The 16,558-nt window shown below is 63.2% G+C and carries 15 protein-coding genes; 12 read left to right on the plus strand and 3 right to left on the minus strand.

The features are described 5' to 3' along the window. Positions 1-300: 300 nt before the first annotated feature. The 5 genes from SKP52_RS03475 (at position 301) to SKP52_RS03495 (ending at position 5,798) form a co-directional block, all read left to right on the plus strand. Entirely contained in the window at positions 301-852 is a 552-nt protein-coding gene (locus SKP52_RS03475) for a spore coat protein U domain-containing protein (protein WP_039571789.1), read from the plus strand. 93 nt (positions 853-945) lie between these two features. Next, entirely contained in the window at positions 946-1,497 is a 552-nt protein-coding gene (locus tag SKP52_RS03480) for a spore coat protein U domain-containing protein (RefSeq protein ID WP_039571794.1), read from the plus strand. Between the two features lie 96 nt (positions 1,498-1,593). Further along, on the plus strand, positions 1,594-2,388 hold the full coding sequence (locus SKP52_RS03485; RefSeq protein WP_160292358.1) for a fimbrial biogenesis chaperone: 795 nt from the start codon (positions 1,594-1,596) through the stop codon (positions 2,386-2,388). 105 nt (positions 2,389-2,493) lie between these two features. After that, positions 2,494-4,899 (plus strand): fimbria/pilus outer membrane usher protein, encoded by a 2,406-nt coding sequence (locus tag SKP52_RS03490; protein WP_148309021.1) that lies wholly within the window; start codon positions 2,494-2,496, stop codon positions 4,897-4,899. 14 nt (positions 4,900-4,913) lie between these two features. Next, on the plus strand, positions 4,914-5,798 hold the full coding sequence (locus SKP52_RS03495) for a hypothetical protein (protein WP_039571809.1): 885 nt from the start codon (positions 4,914-4,916) through the stop codon (positions 5,796-5,798). A 90-nt stretch (positions 5,799-5,888) separates the two neighbouring features. Here SKP52_RS03495 and SKP52_RS03500 read toward each other — a convergent pair whose 3' ends face one another. Then, positions 5,889-6,311, minus strand: coding sequence for a hypothetical protein (locus SKP52_RS03500; protein ID WP_148309022.1), 423 nt, complete (start codon positions 6,309-6,311; stop codon positions 5,889-5,891). 122 nt (positions 6,312-6,433) lie between these two features. Further along, entirely contained in the window at positions 6,434-7,096 is a 663-nt protein-coding gene (locus tag SKP52_RS03505; protein WP_228383808.1) for a helix-turn-helix domain-containing protein, read from the minus strand. Between the two features lie 228 nt (positions 7,097-7,324). On the opposite strand from SKP52_RS03505, the gene SKP52_RS03510 reads away from it, so the two are divergent. Genes SKP52_RS03510 through tgt form a run of 3 tightly spaced genes read left to right on the plus strand, consistent with a single transcriptional unit; the run spans position 7,325 to position 11,231 of the window. Further along, positions 7,325-9,514 carry an EAL domain-containing protein gene (locus SKP52_RS03510; RefSeq protein WP_039571814.1) on the plus strand — a complete coding sequence of 730 codons (2,190 nt, stop codon included), beginning with the start codon at positions 7,325-7,327 and terminating at the stop codon, positions 9,512-9,514. 60 nt (positions 9,515-9,574) lie between these two features. Continuing rightward, a complete protein-coding gene (locus SKP52_RS03515) occupies positions 9,575-10,063 on the plus strand; it encodes a hemerythrin domain-containing protein (RefSeq protein ID WP_039571817.1) in 489 nt (162 codons plus the stop codon). A gap of 46 nt (positions 10,064-10,109) precedes the next feature. After that, on the plus strand, positions 10,110-11,231 hold the full coding sequence (gene tgt, locus SKP52_RS03520; RefSeq protein WP_039571819.1) for a tRNA guanosine(34) transglycosylase Tgt: 1,122 nt from the start codon (positions 10,110-10,112) through the stop codon (positions 11,229-11,231). Between the two features lies 1 nt (position 11,232). On the opposite strand, the gene SKP52_RS26460 is transcribed toward tgt, so the two are convergent. Further along, the gene (locus tag SKP52_RS26460) at positions 11,233-11,403 is read right to left on the minus strand and encodes a NepR family anti-sigma factor (RefSeq protein ID WP_160292360.1); all 171 of its coding nucleotides are present in this window, start codon (positions 11,401-11,403) and stop codon (positions 11,233-11,235) included. Positions 11,404-11,612: 209 nt separating this feature from the next. Between SKP52_RS26460 and SKP52_RS03525 the strand changes: the two genes are divergently transcribed. From SKP52_RS03525 to SKP52_RS03540, 4 genes are all read left to right on the plus strand, one after another. After that, a complete protein-coding gene (locus SKP52_RS03525; RefSeq protein WP_039571821.1) occupies positions 11,613-12,407 on the plus strand; it encodes a response regulator in 795 nt (264 codons plus the stop codon). A 141-nt stretch (positions 12,408-12,548) separates the two neighbouring features. Continuing rightward, on the plus strand, positions 12,549-15,254 hold the full coding sequence (locus tag SKP52_RS03530) for a bifunctional [glutamine synthetase] adenylyltransferase/[glutamine synthetase]-adenylyl-L-tyrosine phosphorylase (protein WP_039571824.1): 2,706 nt from the start codon (positions 12,549-12,551) through the stop codon (positions 15,252-15,254). After that, positions 15,251-15,718 (plus strand): peroxiredoxin, encoded by a 468-nt coding sequence (locus tag SKP52_RS03535; RefSeq protein ID WP_039571827.1) that lies wholly within the window; start codon positions 15,251-15,253, stop codon positions 15,716-15,718. Before SKP52_RS03530 ends, SKP52_RS03535 begins: the two co-directional genes overlap by 4 nt. 1 nt (position 15,719) lies before the next feature. Next, positions 15,720-16,511: a ferritin-like domain-containing protein gene (locus SKP52_RS03540; protein ID WP_039571828.1), complete on the plus strand. Its 792-nt coding sequence runs from the start codon at positions 15,720-15,722 to the stop codon at positions 16,509-16,511. The last annotated feature ends 47 nt before the right edge of the window (positions 16,512-16,558 follow it).

Below are 16,558 nucleotides of genomic sequence, written 5' to 3' on the forward strand. Positions count from 1 at the left end.
TTTTAGAATGTGAGGCTTTACCGAGTTTCCGGAGGAATTTTGGTTGGTAAAATTAACTTTCGATTTAGCCGATTGGGATGGCGCTGCCGCTCAAAATTCTAGAATTTCTGGGCATCCTTAATGTTTTAACCAATCATAAACGGTTGCGCTTCCCGTCCCGTCGTTTAATTAGTTGTTAACCGCAGGGGGCAAGTCGCAGACTGGAAAAGTCTCCTCGGCGGTTGGGGAAGCGAAAAAGGGCGCCGTCGCCGGTGCCCTTCGCTTCAGATGACACGACCAGTCTGTATGAGGGGAATTACCATGAAGAAGCTTTTCGCTTTGGCCGCCATGTCGGCCATGCTTTCGACGCCTGCTTTCGCTGCGGATTCGGATTCGGAATCGTTCGACATTAACGCGAACGTTGCCGAAACCTGCACGATGGAAGGCATCAGCGACATCGAACTCGGCACGCTGTCGATCAACACCACCGCTGGCAGCAACGCGCTGTTCCTCAACGGTGCGTCGGCCGACAACGCCGGTGAGTTCTGGCTGAGCTGCAACGACACCAATCGCATGTCGATCGTCCCGACCCTGGGCAAGCTGAAGAACCAGTCGCGCACGCTGCAGTCGGGTGATGACGCCGGCTTCAAGGACACGATCAACTATTCGGTCGCAGCCCTGAACTATCGCAACGGCTTTCTGCAGCCGTCGTACAACAGCCTGCTTGGCCCGCTGCTCCAGAACCAGAGCCGTGGTGCGATCCATCGCAAGATCGACATGGGCGCTGCTGTGACCCTGCTCGGCAACCTCGACGCCCGCCCGCTGGCTGGTGTCTACAAGGACACCGTGACCGTTACCGTCACGACCATCTGATCCTGATCGCAGGGGAAGGGCGTCGCCCTTCCCCTGTTTGCCTTTCGGGCCGTCTATTCGATCATGATGCGGCCTCCTTTGGGAACATAATCCATGAAAAAGCTCCTTATCGTCTCGCTCGGCGCGATGCTCGCCTCGACGCCTGCCTTCGCCGCTGATTCGGACAGCGAAGCGTTCGACATCAACGCAAGCGTTGCCGAAACCTGCACGATGGAAGGCATCTCCGACGTCGACCTTGGCACGCTGTCGATCAACACGACGGCCGGTTCGGGTGCGCTGCTGATCAACAACACGTCGGCTGACGAAACCAGCCCGTTCTGGGTCAGCTGCAACGAAAGCAACCGCATGCTGATCGACGCCGACCTTGGCGTCCTGAAGAACCAGACGCGCACCTTGGCCTCGGGCGATGACTCGGGCTTCAAGGACACGATCAACTATTCGGTCTATGCGCTGAACTATTTGAACAGCGGTGCGGGTCCGGAACATAATTCGGCTCAAGGTTCGATCGGTCAGAACACGACCCGCGGCGCGATTCATCGCCAGGTTGAACTGCGCGCACGCGTGCGCGCCAACGAAAACCAGGACGCTCGCCCGCTGGCCGGCACCTATGAAGACACTGTTACGGTTACCGTAACGACGATCTGATAGGTTTCGTTAACCAGATGAGGGAGGGGGAGCTTAATGCTCCCCCTTTCAGTCTGTAGCGATGCTATCTTGCAAGAGCGTTTGGGGGAATTGGTCTTGTTCCGGAAATCTTTGATACTGGCGTTCGCCGCCGCAACCTTGGCCGTGGGCGCGAGTCCCGTCGAGGCGGCCCGGGTGACCCCGATGACGGTCGAAATGGCGCCGACTGGTCGCGGATCGACCGCGCGTATCGAAGTCACCAACTCCGAAGACCGCAATTTGCCGGTCGAACTGCGGATGTACCGCGGCGATGTGAACGAGGCGGGCGAACTGACGCTCACCCCGGCCGACGAAAAATTCGTCGTCTTCCCGCCGCAGGTCGTGATCGCACCAAACGCACAGCAGGTTTTCCGGATTCAGTATTTGCCGAGCGAGCCGCTTACCAAGTCCGAAGTTTATTATGCCGCGGTCACCCAGATCCCCGTCGACCTCGATCCGACGATCTCGCGAATCCAAGTGGTGATGCGGTTCAACGTTCTGGTCAATATCGTACCCGAAGGCACCAAGGCTGAACCGGTCGTGACGTCCGCAAAGGCGCTGGTTCGCGAGACGGTAGTGCCGCCCGACGAGCGGCTTCCGGTCGATCAGCAGAAGCCCAAGACGGTGACCGAACGCGGCGTCGAGGTTCGCATCGAAAATCGCGGTACGCGCTTTTTCGCGGCTGGACGCACCGGCTGGACGATCGCCGGTACGCGCGAAGACGGCACCGCTTTTTCAGAATCGCGTACCGCCGGCCGGATGAGCGACGCGATCGGCTTTGGCCTTATTCCGCCCGGGGGGGCTCGCATCTTCTTCGTTCCGGTCGAAGAACCGCTGCGCGAGGAGGGCGTCAGCATCAAGATCGGAGAATGAAGAAGGCGACGCGGGGCATTCAGGGGGTGGTTTAAGGTGATACGCTATTGTTCAAGCATCACATTGGCGTTGGTCGCGCTTCAGTCGCCCCATGCCTATGCTGCGATGCAGGACCAAGGCCCGCCTGCGCCGCCCGCTGCCACGCCGCCTGCCGCTGCAACCGCGCAGCGCTGGACGCAATTGCAATTACCGCTGGTACGCAATGGGCAACTGAGCGGCGATATCATCGCCGAAGTGACGCCCGACGGTCAGGTCCGCTATGAACGGGCCTCGCTGCTTGAGCGACTGACTCCCTATCTTTCGCCGTCGGCGCGTGAAACCTTTGGCGCCTCCTTTGCGCAGGCCGCTTTCCTGACCTCGGCGGAGCTTGAAGCGGCTGGCGTTTTCCTGCGCTACAATCCGGCCCTGCTCGAAGTCGCGATCGAACGCATCGACCCCAATCTTGCCGCTGTGCAAACGCTTGGCCCGGTCATTAACGAAAGCCGGGTGCCCGTGACCCGGCAGCCCGAAGATTTCAGCGCCTATCTGAACGTCGTCGGCGATTTTCGCCTCGAAGATTTCAAAACGTTCGAGGATCCAGGGGTTCTCGTCTTCGGCGCCGCCCGTTTTCGGGGCGTCGTGGTCGAATTCGACGGCGGTTATGACCGGTCGATAACCGGCGGCGAAGGCAGCGGTTTCTATCGCCGCTCGGCGCGCGCGGTCTATGACGAGGTCGACAAGCTGCGTCGCTGGAGCGCGGGCGATCTCCAATTGTCGGGCATTCCCGTCATCTCGGGTGCGTTGCTGGGCGGCGTCGCCGTCGAAAAGGGCCGACGCGTATTTTCGGGCGGCGGTCCCGTCACCCAATTGGGCAGCCAGCAAATCTTGCTCGACCGAGATGCAACGGTCGAGGTGATGGTGGATGGCCAGCAGGTGCAGACCTTGCAGCTTGCGGCCGGGCCGTATGACCTGTCGCAACTGACGTCGCAATATGGCGGTCGCAACGCGCAATTGTTCGTCACCGACGTGACCGGGCGGCGGCAACTGGCCTCGTTCGATCCCTTTTTCGATCCGGTAGACCTGGGGTCGGGCGAGGACGAATATAGTGCGGGCATCGGCTTTGTCGCGCGCGCGTTCGAGGCTTCGCCGAAATATGGCGGGTTGCCCGCTTTTTCCGGCTTTTATCGCCGCGGCATGACCAACCGCCTGTTGCTTGGCGGCGCCTTGCAACTGTCGGAGGATGTGCAGGTTGCGGGCGCCGAAATGGTCGTGTCGCCCAACAAAATTCCGGGCCGCATCGAGTTCTCGGGCGCGATCAGCACCGGCGACGATTTCGGCTACTCGTTGCGCGGCGCCTATAGCCTCCAGGTCGGAACGGGCATGCAGGGGCGGCAATTTTCAATCAGCGCCGATTATCGCAACAAGGGTTTTCAGACGCTGACCGATGCGATCGCCGGGGACCGTTTCGAAACGTTGAACGTCACCGCCAACTACGCGCAAAGCATCGGCGAACAGACGACGCTCGTCGCGGGCGCCAACTGGTTCCAACGGCCGGGATTCAACAGCTCCCATTCGGTCTATGCCGATGTCATCCACCGCACCGAGAAATTTCGCGTCACCGCGGGCGTCGAATATGGCAAGGGCCTCAACGAAAATAATTTCGGCGTCCGGCTGGGCCTGACGGTGCCGCTTGGCCGCCGCACCCGCGCCGAGGCCAATTACAACAGCCGCCGCGAGCAGGCGCGCGCCTTCGTGACGCGCAGCTACGAGGATCGCGTCGGATCCTTCGGTTACGATGTCGGCATCCGCAAGTCGAAGAACGATGCCACCGTCGATGCGATCGCCAACTATGTCGGCAATCGTTTCTATGCGCGCGGATCGGTGACATCCGGCGGCCCGGGTTTCGGCGATATCGACGAACGGCAGCAGGCGCGCCTCCAGCTCGGCACCTCGATCGCCTTTGCCGGCGGCGACGTTGCGATCGGGCGCCCGATCAACGACAGCTTCGTCATCGCAAAGCCGCATGAAAGTGCCGATCCGGGGCAGGTGGTGCTGGGCCGGTCGATCCAGGACAAGCGCTTTGACGCGTTGAGCGGAGCCCTCGGCCCCGCACTTGGCGGCCGTCTGCAATCTTATACGAGGCAGAATGTGATCTATGACCTGATGAACGGTCCGGTCGGCTATGATATCGGCGCGGGTATCGACACCGTGGAGCCGCCCTATCGCAGCGGTTACAAAATTACGGTCGGCAGCGACGCCAATGTGACGGCTTATGGCGTGCTCAAGATTGAGGGCGCGCCAGCGTCGCTGGTCGCCGGGTCGATTTCGTCGACCGACGACGAAGCCTTCACAAGCCAACCGTTCTTTACCAATTCGGTAGGCAGATTTGCTATCATGGGTCTGCGGCCGGGCAAAACTTACCAGGTGCGTCTGACCGAACCTGCGGCGAGCTATACAATCGAAGTGCCGGCGAAATCCGAACCGCTGTACCAGCTTGGCGAGATACTTATCACGCCGCCGACGGCGAAATGACAGGAGTACAGGTAATGCGCGCATATATTGGAACGCCGTTTGCACTGGCGCTGGCGACCTTTGCCACCGCTGCCCAGGCGGAATGCGTGCCGAGCTTTGTGGCGGGCGGCAATTCCGTGACGCTTACGCCCGCGGGAAGCTTTGACGACGGTCGGCTGAACGAGCGTTTCTATGTCCGGCTGCGCAACGACGGCGATACCGTATGCGAACTGCGGCTCGCCGTCGGCAGCGACATTGCAGCCTCCGACGCCGATTTTCCCAGCTATGAGTTGTTCGGACCTAACGGCAGCGTGAAGGTCAACAGCACCGACGCGGCGCGCACGAGCGAACGCTCTGCAGTCGACATCGTCATCCCCGTTCGCGGGGAAACGTCGATCCCCTATGACGTTCGCATGAAACTGGGCTGGGGCTTTGAATCGGGCATTTATGACCAGGCGCTCGAATTTTTCCTGACCGCGCGGACCGGGCAAAGCGAGCTGGCAACCCAGCGCACCCAACTCAGCCTGAATATTCCGGCGGTCGCGCGCATCCGTTTCGCGGGTGCAGGCAATGCGCGAGGATCGACCAGCGTCGAAATGGGTACCTTGTCGCCGAACGCCGTTTCAACGTCGCCGCCCTTCGCCATTCGCGTGCTCAGCACCGCCGGCTATCAGATGGACCTTGAGTCGCAGAATGCAGGCGCGCTGCGCCGCGTCGACGGCCCCGAAATTATTCCCTATCGCATGATGGTGTCGGGCCGCCCGATGAACCTTAAGGGCGGCGGTGACCGGATTCAGGTCGCTAGCCACACGGGATCCACGGGCAATGTGCATCCGGTGTCGGTGGTCGTCGATCCCGATCCGACAATGCATGCGGGCAACTACCGCGATCGCATCACGGTGACCGTTACGCCGATGTAAGCAAAACGGTCCGCGACCGCCTGGGCGACACGGACGTAGTTAACCTTTGGCAGTGGCGCTGCGATCAAGACCGGCCGCGTGGGACAAAAGTCAGAGCGTGGTGATCGTCAGGTTGATCGCAAGCGGCGTGGTCAGCGCGCTGTAGCGGATGCTGATCGGCTTCATGCCGAACTTGGCCCCGGTGCGGTTGGCGACTTGGCTCCATCCGTCATCGCGCAGATAAGTCAGCGACCCGGCATAATTGAATGCGACCGCTTCGTTTGCTTCGAGCGGACGGTGTGATGCGATTACCTGGAAGCCTTCCTGCGTGTTGCAGCTCTCGAAAATCGATCCGCTGGCAAAGCCATTGCCTTCGGACGCCATCAGCGTCGAGGCGTTGACCTCGCAATATTCCGGAACGGTCACCCGGACGTCGAAGGAGCTTTTGCCGCTCTCTGCCGCCATCGCGGTGCTGCCGGCAAAAGCCATCGAAACAAGGGCCACCGCGCCATAGAGCCGAACGTTCTGCATCACATTTCACCCTCTTCTGTTGAGGGTGCTCTACGCCACGCGAGTTAAGGAATGTTTGATGGGGCCGGTCGAAATCGCTGGAGTTTCACCGGTTTCGGGTGATTTCGGGCGCCGCGACAGGCGGTTTACATCTCGATGGTGAGCTTGACATTGTCCGGGCTGACGCCGGCGGCCCTGGCAATTTGCGCCTTCGCCCTGGCGACCAGGTCGGCGAGATTTTCGGTGCCTTCGAAGCCGAGGAGTTCGGAGATTTCGACACCGAGCGCGTCCGACAATGCCTCCATCCGGCCGGCTTTGGGCCGGGCCTTGTCGAGTTCCCAAGCCGAAATCGAGGGCTCGCTGACCCCCAGCCGGCCGGCGAGCTGTCCCTGCGTCAATTGTTTCGTCGTCCGCAGCCGTTGCAAGCGGACGCCGAAGCTTTCCGCGCCGACCGCGGGCTGGTGGTCATCGGGTGCGGGCGTCTCCGGTCCGACGACACTGCGCAGCTGCGCCGCGCTGAGCGTCGCGGGCGAGATCGGCATTTCGAACTGGCATCCGGCCAGGTCGCCGCTGGTCCAGATCACCCTGGTGGCGGTTTTGCCGCTGTGCGGAAGATTGATCTCGATAACTTCGCCGATCTCGAGTGGCGCCTTGCTTTCGACAAGCATGCCCGTGGCCGAAATATTGTGGACCAGCGCCTCGATTTCGGCACCCGTCGCCTTCGACCCGTGGAGCGGCAGCCGCAATTGCCGGCGCGAGGCACGCCCCTTGCCGGTCGATCGCGGGGTGTCGTTCAAATATACGGTCATTGGCATGCGCGCTTCCATCGCGAGCGCTATATTAACATTTTGCTTCGCCGAAAGGTTAATAAGACAAGGCGCCCTAAAGTCACGAAGGGCGCGAGGCCTCTTTGACGGCGGAGCCATGCAACATCCTAAAATAGCACGGTTTCCGGAAAACCCTTAGATATTTACACTATCGCAATCCCTTCGCGGCATAGCGGGCGGCATGTGGGGATCAGGTGAAGAGTTTGTTTGATGGACGGGCCATCGCGGATCGATTCCAGCGACCGCGGGGATGACCAAGCCGACGAGGGCCAGCGTGGCTTTTTCGGTTTGCTCGGCCCGCGTATCGGCAAGCAGCGCGGTGATCCCGCGGCGAACCTGCACACCCACGAAGCGTTGCTGCTGCTTCAGAATTATGAGGAAAGCGGCCAGGGCTGGTTCTGGTCGACCGATGCCAAGGGTCGGCTGACCTATATCACCGATTCGGTGGCGCGATTGATGGGACGAACGGCCGGCCAATTGCTCGGCACGGCTTTCACCGACCTGTTCCTCCCCGTCGACAGCCACGGCGAACGTCAGCGCACCCTGCCATTCCTGCTGACCAAACAATCGAAATTCGACGATCTGCCGCTTCGCAGCGCGTTCGAGGGCGACGACCGCTGGTGGGCGATATCGGGCCGGCCGCAAGTCGACGGTGGCGGCAAATTCACCGGCTATCGCGGCAGCGGCACCGACGTGACCGCGCAGCGTCGCTCGGCCGAAGACGCGTCGCGGCTCGCGCTCTATGACTCGCTGACCGGGCTCGCCAACCGATTCCACATCTCGAAAAAGCTCGACACGACGCTCGCGACCTTTGCGCAGCAGCAGCGATCGTGCGCGATCATGCTGCTCGATCTCGACCGCTTCAAGCAGGTCAACGACACGCTGGGCCACCCGGCGGGCGATGCGCTTCTGAAGCAGGTCGCCGAACGCCTGCTCAAGATCGTCGGCGACAAGGAAATGGTCAGCCGATTGGGCGGCGACGAATTCCAGATCATCCTTCCCGACATCGAGGATCGCGGCAAGCTGGGCGACATGGCGGGCGACATCATCGCCAGCCTGTCGCAACCCTATTCGGTCGAGGGCAGCCGCTGCATCATCGGCGCGTCGGTCGGCGTCGCGATCGCCCCCTTCGACGGGCTGAGCAGCGACGATCTGGTCCGCAACGCCGATCTTGCGCTTTATGCGGCAAAGGGGAACGGCCGCGGGCGGTTCAGCTTTTATTCGAGCGACCTCCACACCGCGGCCGAAGATCGCCGCGCGCTCGAGGACGATCTGCGCGACGCGCTGGTGCGGGGCGAGATGGCGCTGCGATATCAGCCGGTCGTCCATTCCAAATCGAACATGGTGAGAGGGGTCGAGGCACTGATCCGGTGGGCGCACCCCGAACGCGGCACTATCTCTCCGGCGGTATTCATCCCGATCGCCGAGGAAGCCGGCTTGATCTGGGATATTGGCGAATGGGTGCTGCGCACAGCGTGCAAGGATGCGGCGAGCTGGCCGGGCGACATGCGGGTCGCGGTCAACGTCTCGCCGATCCAGTTCGCGAATGAGGCGCTGCCGAAAATCGTGGCCAAGGCGCTTGCGGCGACCGGGCTTGCGCCTGACCGGCTGGAACTGGAAATCACCGAAAGCGTGTTCCTGGGCGATACCGCCGAAACGGCGCTGATGTTCAAGGCACTGAAGGCGCTGGGGGTTCGCCTGGCGCTCGACGATTTCGGGACGGGCTATTCCTCGCTCGCCTATCTGCAATCCGCGCCGTTCGACAAGATCAAGATCGATCAGAGTTTCGTTCGCGATGCGACGATTCCGGGGTCGCGCAACGGCGCGATCATCGCCGCGATCGTCGCGCTCGCCGAGGCGCTCGAGATGGAAACGACCGCCGAAGGCATCGAATCGCTCGACCAGCTCGACCTCATCCGCCAGCTGAACGTCAGCCACGTCCAGGGCTATGTCTATAGCAAGCCCGTCCCACTGGAAGATTTGATCGAACATGCCGAGGCGGGGTCGTGGACGATCAAGCCCGCGGGGCCCGCGCGTCAGCGTAACGACCGTTTCTCGCTGTTCCGCAAGGTCGGCGCAATCCATGACAATCACCGCTATGCGGTCGTGATCCGCAACCTGTCGACCACCGGCGCCTTTATCGAAGGCATATTGGATGTGCCCGTCGGCACCCGCTTCGTGATCGATTTCGGCGAGGGGCAATTGGTCACAGCGACGGTCCGGCGGTCGATGAAGCATCAGCAGGGCGTCGAATTCGAACAGACGATGGTCAGCGACGGCAATGGCGGGCTTTGCACGCGCCACCGCGTTTCGCCCTACCTGATCGCCGCCGCGACTCAATCGACCTCGGCGCTGGCGCTGCCGTCGTTCACCACGACGAGCGACTGGAAGGCGGCCTGAGGCGGAACCGCCTCTACGCTGAGCCGTTCTCTCTCCGACCATCGATGGACGGAGACGAACATGACCGAGACCAAGATTTTTGCGCGGCTGAAAGCCGATCACGACCGCCACCGCAAATTGCTGGACCAGATCGACGAAACGCACGGCGACAGTCCCGACCGCGAAAAGCTGTTCGAGGCGTTTCGCGTCGAGGTGACCGCGCATGCTGCTTCCGAGGAAATGTCGCTCTATGCAACGATGCTCGCCAAGCCCGATCTGCGCGAAGATGCGCAGCATAGCGTGTCGGAACATAAGGAAATCGACGAGTTGCTCACCGAGCTTTACGAGATGGATTTCGCCTCGACGGGTTGGCTGACGCGCTTTCGTACGATGAAGCACCGCTATCTTCACCATATCGACGAGGAAGAGGAAGAGATGTTCCCCGAGGCCGAGGAAGGCCTCTCGGACGCGAAGAAAAAGGAACTCGCCCACATCTTCGAAAAGGAAAAGCCGAAGGAAAAGGCGAAGGCCGCCGCCGATGAACCGTCGAGCGAGGACGAGAAGGAATAGAGGCTCGCCTCGACTTTTGGCGCACTCCTCTGCATAGGCGCGCGCGATGACAAGATTCGCTTTTTCAATCGCCGCGGCCGACGGCGCCGCGCGCACCGGCGTAATCCGGATGCAGCGCGGCGAGATCCGCACCCCCGCCTTCATGCCCGTCGGCACCGCGGCGACGGTTAAGGCGATGCGCCCCGCCGAGGTCCGCGCCACCGGCGCCGACATCATCCTTGGCAACACCTATCATCTGATGCTGCGCCCGACCGCCGAGCGCATGGCGCGGCTGGGCGGCCTTCACAAATTTATGGGCTGGGACCGGCCGATCCTGACCGACAGCGGCGGCTATCAGGTGATGAGCCTGTCGGCGCTGACCAAGCAGAGCGAAGAGGGCGTCGCGTTCCAGAGCCACCTTGACGGCTCGCGGCACATGTTGACCCCCGAACGCTCGATGGAAATCCAGCGCCTGCTCGGCAGCGACATCGTGATGGCATTCGACGAATGCCCGCCGAACGGTGTCGATGCCAAGCGCGCCGAGGCGAGCATGGAGCGTTCGATGCGCTGGGCGGCGCGCAGCCGCGCGGGATTCGATACGGGCGAGGAGCATGCGGAGCGTTCGGCGCTGTTCGGTATCCAGCAGGGTTCGCTCGACGAGACACTGCGCGGACGCTCGGCCGCGGCGCTGACCGATATCGGCTTTGACGGCTATGCGATCGGCGGGCTCGCGGTGGGTGAGGGACAGGAAGCGATGTTCGGCGTGCTCGACTATGCACCCGCGCAGCTTCCTGCCGACAAGCCGCGATACCTGATGGGGGTCGGCAAGCCCGACGATCTGGTCGGTGCGGTCGCGCGCGGAGTCGACATGTTCGATTGCGTGCTGCCGACGCGGTCGGGACGTAACGGTCAGGCGTTCACCCGCGACGGTCCGCTCAATATTCGCAACGCGAAATTCGCCGAGGATGAGGCGCCGCTCGACGCCGATTGCCACTGCCCCGTCTGCACGACCTGGTCGCGCGCCTATCTGCACCACCTCGTCCGTTCGGGCGAAATGCTGGGCGCGATGCTGATGACGCAGCATAATCTGCATTTCTATCAGGATCTGATGCAGGGGATGCGCGATGCGATCGGCGCCGGGACGTTCGCGGTATTTCAGCGCGATTTCGAGGCGCGCTACAAGCGCTGACTCAGTCGAGCTTGCTCAGCAAATCGAGCAGCGACTGCGGAATCGTCTCGTCCACGGTGGATTCATAGGCGCGGCGCAGGGCGCCGTTGACGTCCTGCCCCTTGGGAGAAGCTTTTTTATCCGCGTCCTTTCCGGAGGCCTCGCTGCGTGGCGAACCGGTTTTAGACGACATTATCAAGGTATCCGCTGTACATGGGGCCTTTTGCTAACCGCGCATACACCAAAGAGCAATGCGTGTTTGTTCCTTCGCGATGAAACTATTTTGCGGCTAAATCGTTCCCAAACGTTGAAATATATCGGATGGTGACGGGGAGGCGCGGGCGTTTGTCCCTTTTCCGGACTCGTTCGCCAAAAATCATGCGGCTTATCAGGAGGTAAAATATGTCATTGGGTCAGTCGGTTGCGCCGCATCTTCCCTATTTGCGGCGTTATGGCCGGTCCATTTCCGGAAGCCAGCAAAGCGGCGATGCGCTGGTTGCGCGGCTGCTCGAAACGCTGGTCGCGAACCCAGGTGCGGTCGACACGGGCGGAGATCTGCGCATCCAGCTTTACCGGATGGTGCACGACAATTTCGGCCTGATGGCCGAACAGGCGGCCGCGAACGGTGACGCGGCGCTCACCGATATCGCGATTGCCGATGCCCGTCTTCGCCGCATTCCATCGCTTGCACGGCAGGCGTTGCTGCTCACCTCGGTCGAGGGTTTCAGCTTCGAAGACACCGGGCGGATCATCGGCCGCGATGTCGAGGCGGTGCGCGCGCTGATTTCGGACGCGACCGACGAGATCGACCGCCAGACGCGCGCGCGCATCCTGATCATCGAAGATGAGCCGATTATCGCAATGGACATCGAAATGATCGTGCGCGAGCTCGGTCATGACGTCGTCGGCGTCGCGACGACACACCGCGAGGCGGTCGACGAAGCGCAGAAGCATCAGCCGGGCCTCGTGCTCGCCGACATCCAGCTCGCCGACAATAGCTCGGGGATCGAGGCGGTGCAGGAGATCCTGACCGACCTGAAGGTGCCGGTGATCTTCATCACCGCTTTCCCCGAACGGCTGCTGACCGGCGACCGGCCCGAGCCGGCCTTCCTGCTCACCAAGCCGTACCAGCCCGCGACGCTGCGCGCGGCGATCTCGCAGGTGCTGTTCTTCGACGAAAGCACGATCCCGGCCTGAATTAGCCTTATCGTCATTATGATGAGCCAAAGGCGACGCGGCATCCAGAGTGGCGTAAACCGCTCGGGATTGCTTCGCTTCGCTCGCAATGACGAGGCAGGGGGTTGCGAGCATGTTAGCGCCGGGCGATAGCGCCATTCGATGACACTTATGGACGCTTCCAGCCGCCAGTCGGCGCTCGACCGGCTTACCGCGCATGCGCCCTTTCTTGCGCGGCTTGCCGAGCTTAATCCCGACGACGTCGCGCGCTATCTGAGCGAAGGAACCAATGCGGCGTTGGCAGAGGTCAGCGCGCCGCCGGTGAGCGACGATATCATGCGGACGCTGCGCCAATGGCGCGGGCGGATGGCGCTGCTGCTCGCGCTCGGCGACCTGTCGGGCGAGCATGATGTGGCGACGACGACGCGGCTGCTGTCGGATTTCGCCGATCAGGCGTGCGATGCCGCGCTCGCCGCGGCCTTCGCCGAACGCGTGCCCGATGAAAAACCGCGCGGCCTTTCGGTGATCGCGCTCGGCAAGCTCGGTAGCCACGAACTCAACTACTCGTCGGACATCGACCCGATCCTGATTTTCGATCCCGAAACCTTGCCGCGCCGGTCGCGCGACGATCCGGGCGAGGCGGCGGTGCGGATTGCGCGGCGGATGACCGAAATATTGTCGGCGCGCACGGGCGACGGCCATGTGCTGCGCGTGGACCTCCGCCTCCGCCCGCATCCCGAGGTGACGCCGATCGTTCTGCCCGTCGAGGCGGCGATCTCCTATTATGAGTCCGAGGCGCTGGCATGGGAGCAGGCGGCCTTCATCCGCAGCCGCGCATCGGCGGGCGACCGCGCGCTCGGCGAGCACTTCCTTTCGGCGATTCAGCCCTTCATCTGGCGCCGCAGCCTCGATTTTCGCCAGCTCAAGGAAATCGGGGCGATGAGCGACCGCATCCGCGACCATTTCGCGCAGGGGCAGGCGTTCGGGCCGGGCTTCGACCTCAAGCGCGGGCGCGGCGGCATTCGCGAGATCGAGTTTTTCGCGCAGGTCCACCAGCTGATCTATGGCGGGCGCGATCCGTCGCTGCGTGTTCCCGCGACGGTCGACGCGCTCGCGGCGCTCGCGGTGGCGGGGCGGATCGAGGCGGACGATGCCGACCGCCTCTCGGGTCATTATGCGACGCTGCGCCGCATCGAACACCGGCTTCAGATGATCGAGGACCAGCAGACGCATTGCCTGCCCACGCAGGCGGCGGCGCTCGATTGCGTCGCGCGCCTCGACGGCGAGGCCAACGGCACGGCGCTGCTCGCGATGCTCGAACCCGTCGTGGCGGACGTCGGCAGCTGTTATGACCGGCTCGTCGCCGAGCGCGCGGCGACGACTGGCCTGCCGCGCGATGAGGACAGTCTGGCGGCGCAATTGATCGCGGCGGGATTCGATCCGCCGGGTGCCGCGCTGCGCACGATCGCCGAATGGCGCGGTGGCAAGCTGCGCGCGCTGCGCAGCCCGGCGGCGCTCGATGCGCTCGAAACGATGCTGCCCGAACTGGTCAAGGCGCTGGGTGCGGCGCCCGATCCGCAAGCGACGCTGGTGCGCTTCGACAAGCTGGTGGCAGGGCTGCCGAGCGCGATCAATTTCTTCCACCTGCTCGGCGCGCAGCCGGCCCTGGCGCGGATTGCGACGCGGATATTGTCGCTCGCGCCGACGCTGGCGGATGCGCTCGGTACGCGCGCCCAGCTGATCGAGGGGCTGATCGACCAGCGCGCGTTCGATGCACCCGCGACCAAGGAACAACTGGCGGCCGAATGGGCGCCGGGGCTCGCGGCGCTCGATTATGAGCGGTTGCTCGACCGGGTGCGCGACCATGTCGGCGAACGGCGCTTCGCCTATGGCGCACAGCTGGTCGCGGGGGCGACCGACCCGCTGGCGATCGCATGCGGCTATTCGGAACTGGCAGAGGCGGCGCTGCAGGTGCTTGCCGATGCGACGGTCGCCGAATTCGTCGCCGCGCACGGGCGCGTCCCCGACAGCGAACTCGTCGTCCTCGCGCTCGGGCGGCTCGGGGGCAGGGCGCTGACGCACGCGTCGGACCTCGACCTCATCTATCTCTTCACCGGCGACCATCTCGCCGAATCCGACGGGCCGCGCCCGCTCGGCGCAACGACTTATTACAACCGCCTTGCGCAGCGCGTGACCGGCGCGATGTCGGTGCCGACCGCGGCGGGCAAGCTGTACGACGTCGATACCCGGCTCAGGCCGCAAGGCGCGCAGGGCCCGCTGGTGGTGACGGTCGATAGCTTCGAGCGTTATCAGCGCGAGGAAGCGTGGACGTGGGAACATATGGCGCTGCTCCGTGCGCGGCCCGTCTATGGCTCGGACGCGGCAAAGGCGGAGGTGCAGGGCATCATCGACGATCTGCTCAAGATCCCGCGCGATCCGGCGAAACTCGCGGCCGACGCGGCGGAGATGCGGAGCAAGATCGCAGCGCACAAACCGGCAAGCGGTGCGCTCGACATAAAGGGCGGGCCGGGTGGGCTCGTCGACCTCGAATTCGCGATGCAGGTGACGCAGCTCGTCAGCGGCCAGTGCCACGACCCGAATATCGCGGCGGCGCTCGGCTGCATGAAGGCGGCGGGGCTCGTCCCGCCCGAGGTGGTTGAAGCGCATGGCCTGCTCGCGCGGATGCTCGTGATGCTGCGCCTGACCGCGCCCGAGGGCGAGCCACCGACGGCCGCCGCCCGCCAACTGGTCGCGAGCCAGTGTGGCGAGCCCGGCTGGTCGCAACTGCTTGCCGCGCACGACGCAGCGCGGCAGGAGATCGCGAACTGGTGGGCGTCGATTCGTCCCGGACAGGAGAATGGAAAATGAGCGGTCCCCAAATCGGCGATGCAATTCCCGCGGTGCAATTCCTCGACGCCGATGGCGCGGCGATCGACCTTGCCGCGCTGAAAAGTGCACCTCTGGTGGTCTATTTCTATCCGAAAGCTGATACGCCGGGCTGTACGACCGAAGCGCAGGATTTCACCCGCCTCGCGCCCGAATTTGCAAAACTGAATGCGCAGGTCCTGGCCGTCTCGCGCGATGCGCCCGCGAAACTCTGCAAGTTCCGCGACAAATATGGCCTGACCGTCCGCCTTGCCTCCGACGAGGATGGCGCGGTGTGCGAAGCCTTCGGGACGTGGGTCGAAAAGCAGAATTACGGCCGCACCTATATGGGGATCGAGCGATCGACCTTCCTGTTCGGCGCCGACGGCAAGCTCGCGAAAGAGTGGCGCAAGGTGCGCGTGAAGGGCCATGCCGACGCCGTGCTGGAGGCGGCAAAAGCCCTCTGACATGCTGAGCTTGGGTGAAGCCGCGCGCGCGGTCCTGCTGACGCCGGACCCGCACGACAAGCGTCGTGCGGCGCGCAGCATGGCGCGCGCGTGGCGGCAAGGGAGACTTGCGCATCGCTGCGATGTGGCGATGCCCGATCAGCCGGCGTGGCCCGCCAAGCCCGAACTGCTTGCGCCAAACCGGATGCCAAGGCGCGGTAAGGGCGGATCCGAACGCGGCCGTGTCGCGCTGCTCCACGCGCTCGCGCATATCGAATTCGTCGCGATCGACCTCGCTGTGGACCTGATAGGCCGCTTCGGCGGCGACTTTCCGCGTGCGTTCGTCGACGACTGGATCGGGGTCGCCGCCGATGAGGCGATGCATTTCGCCCTGCTCGACCGCCGTTTGCGCCAGCTCGGCAGCCATTATGGCGCGCTTCCCGCGCACGCCGGATTGTGGGAATCGGCGCAGGACACGGCGGATGACGTGCTCGCACGGCTTGCGATCGTGCCGATGGTGCTCGAGGCGCGCGGGCTCGACGTCACGCCAGCAACGGTCGAACGCTTCCGTGCGGTCGGCGACGAGGCGTCGGCGAATATTTTATCGCGTATTTACAACGATGAAATTCGCCATGTGACTGCGGGCACAGTCTGGTTCCGGCAAAAGTGCGATGAAATGGGATTCAACGTCGTCGAAACGTGGCAGGCCCTAGTAAAATCGCGGTTTCGGGGCAGTTTGAAGCCTCCGTTCAACGACTCGGCGCGCCACGACGCCGGTTTAACGCAAGAATTCTACGCCGTTATTGCTTCGTAAGGATTGGGGCAGCACACAGGCTTCCGCGGGGGATGAGCAATCATCCA

Origin of the sequence: Sphingopyxis fribergensis (assembly GCF_000803645.1) — a bacterium.
GTDB lineage: Bacteria > Pseudomonadota > Alphaproteobacteria > Sphingomonadales > Sphingomonadaceae > Sphingopyxis > Sphingopyxis fribergensis.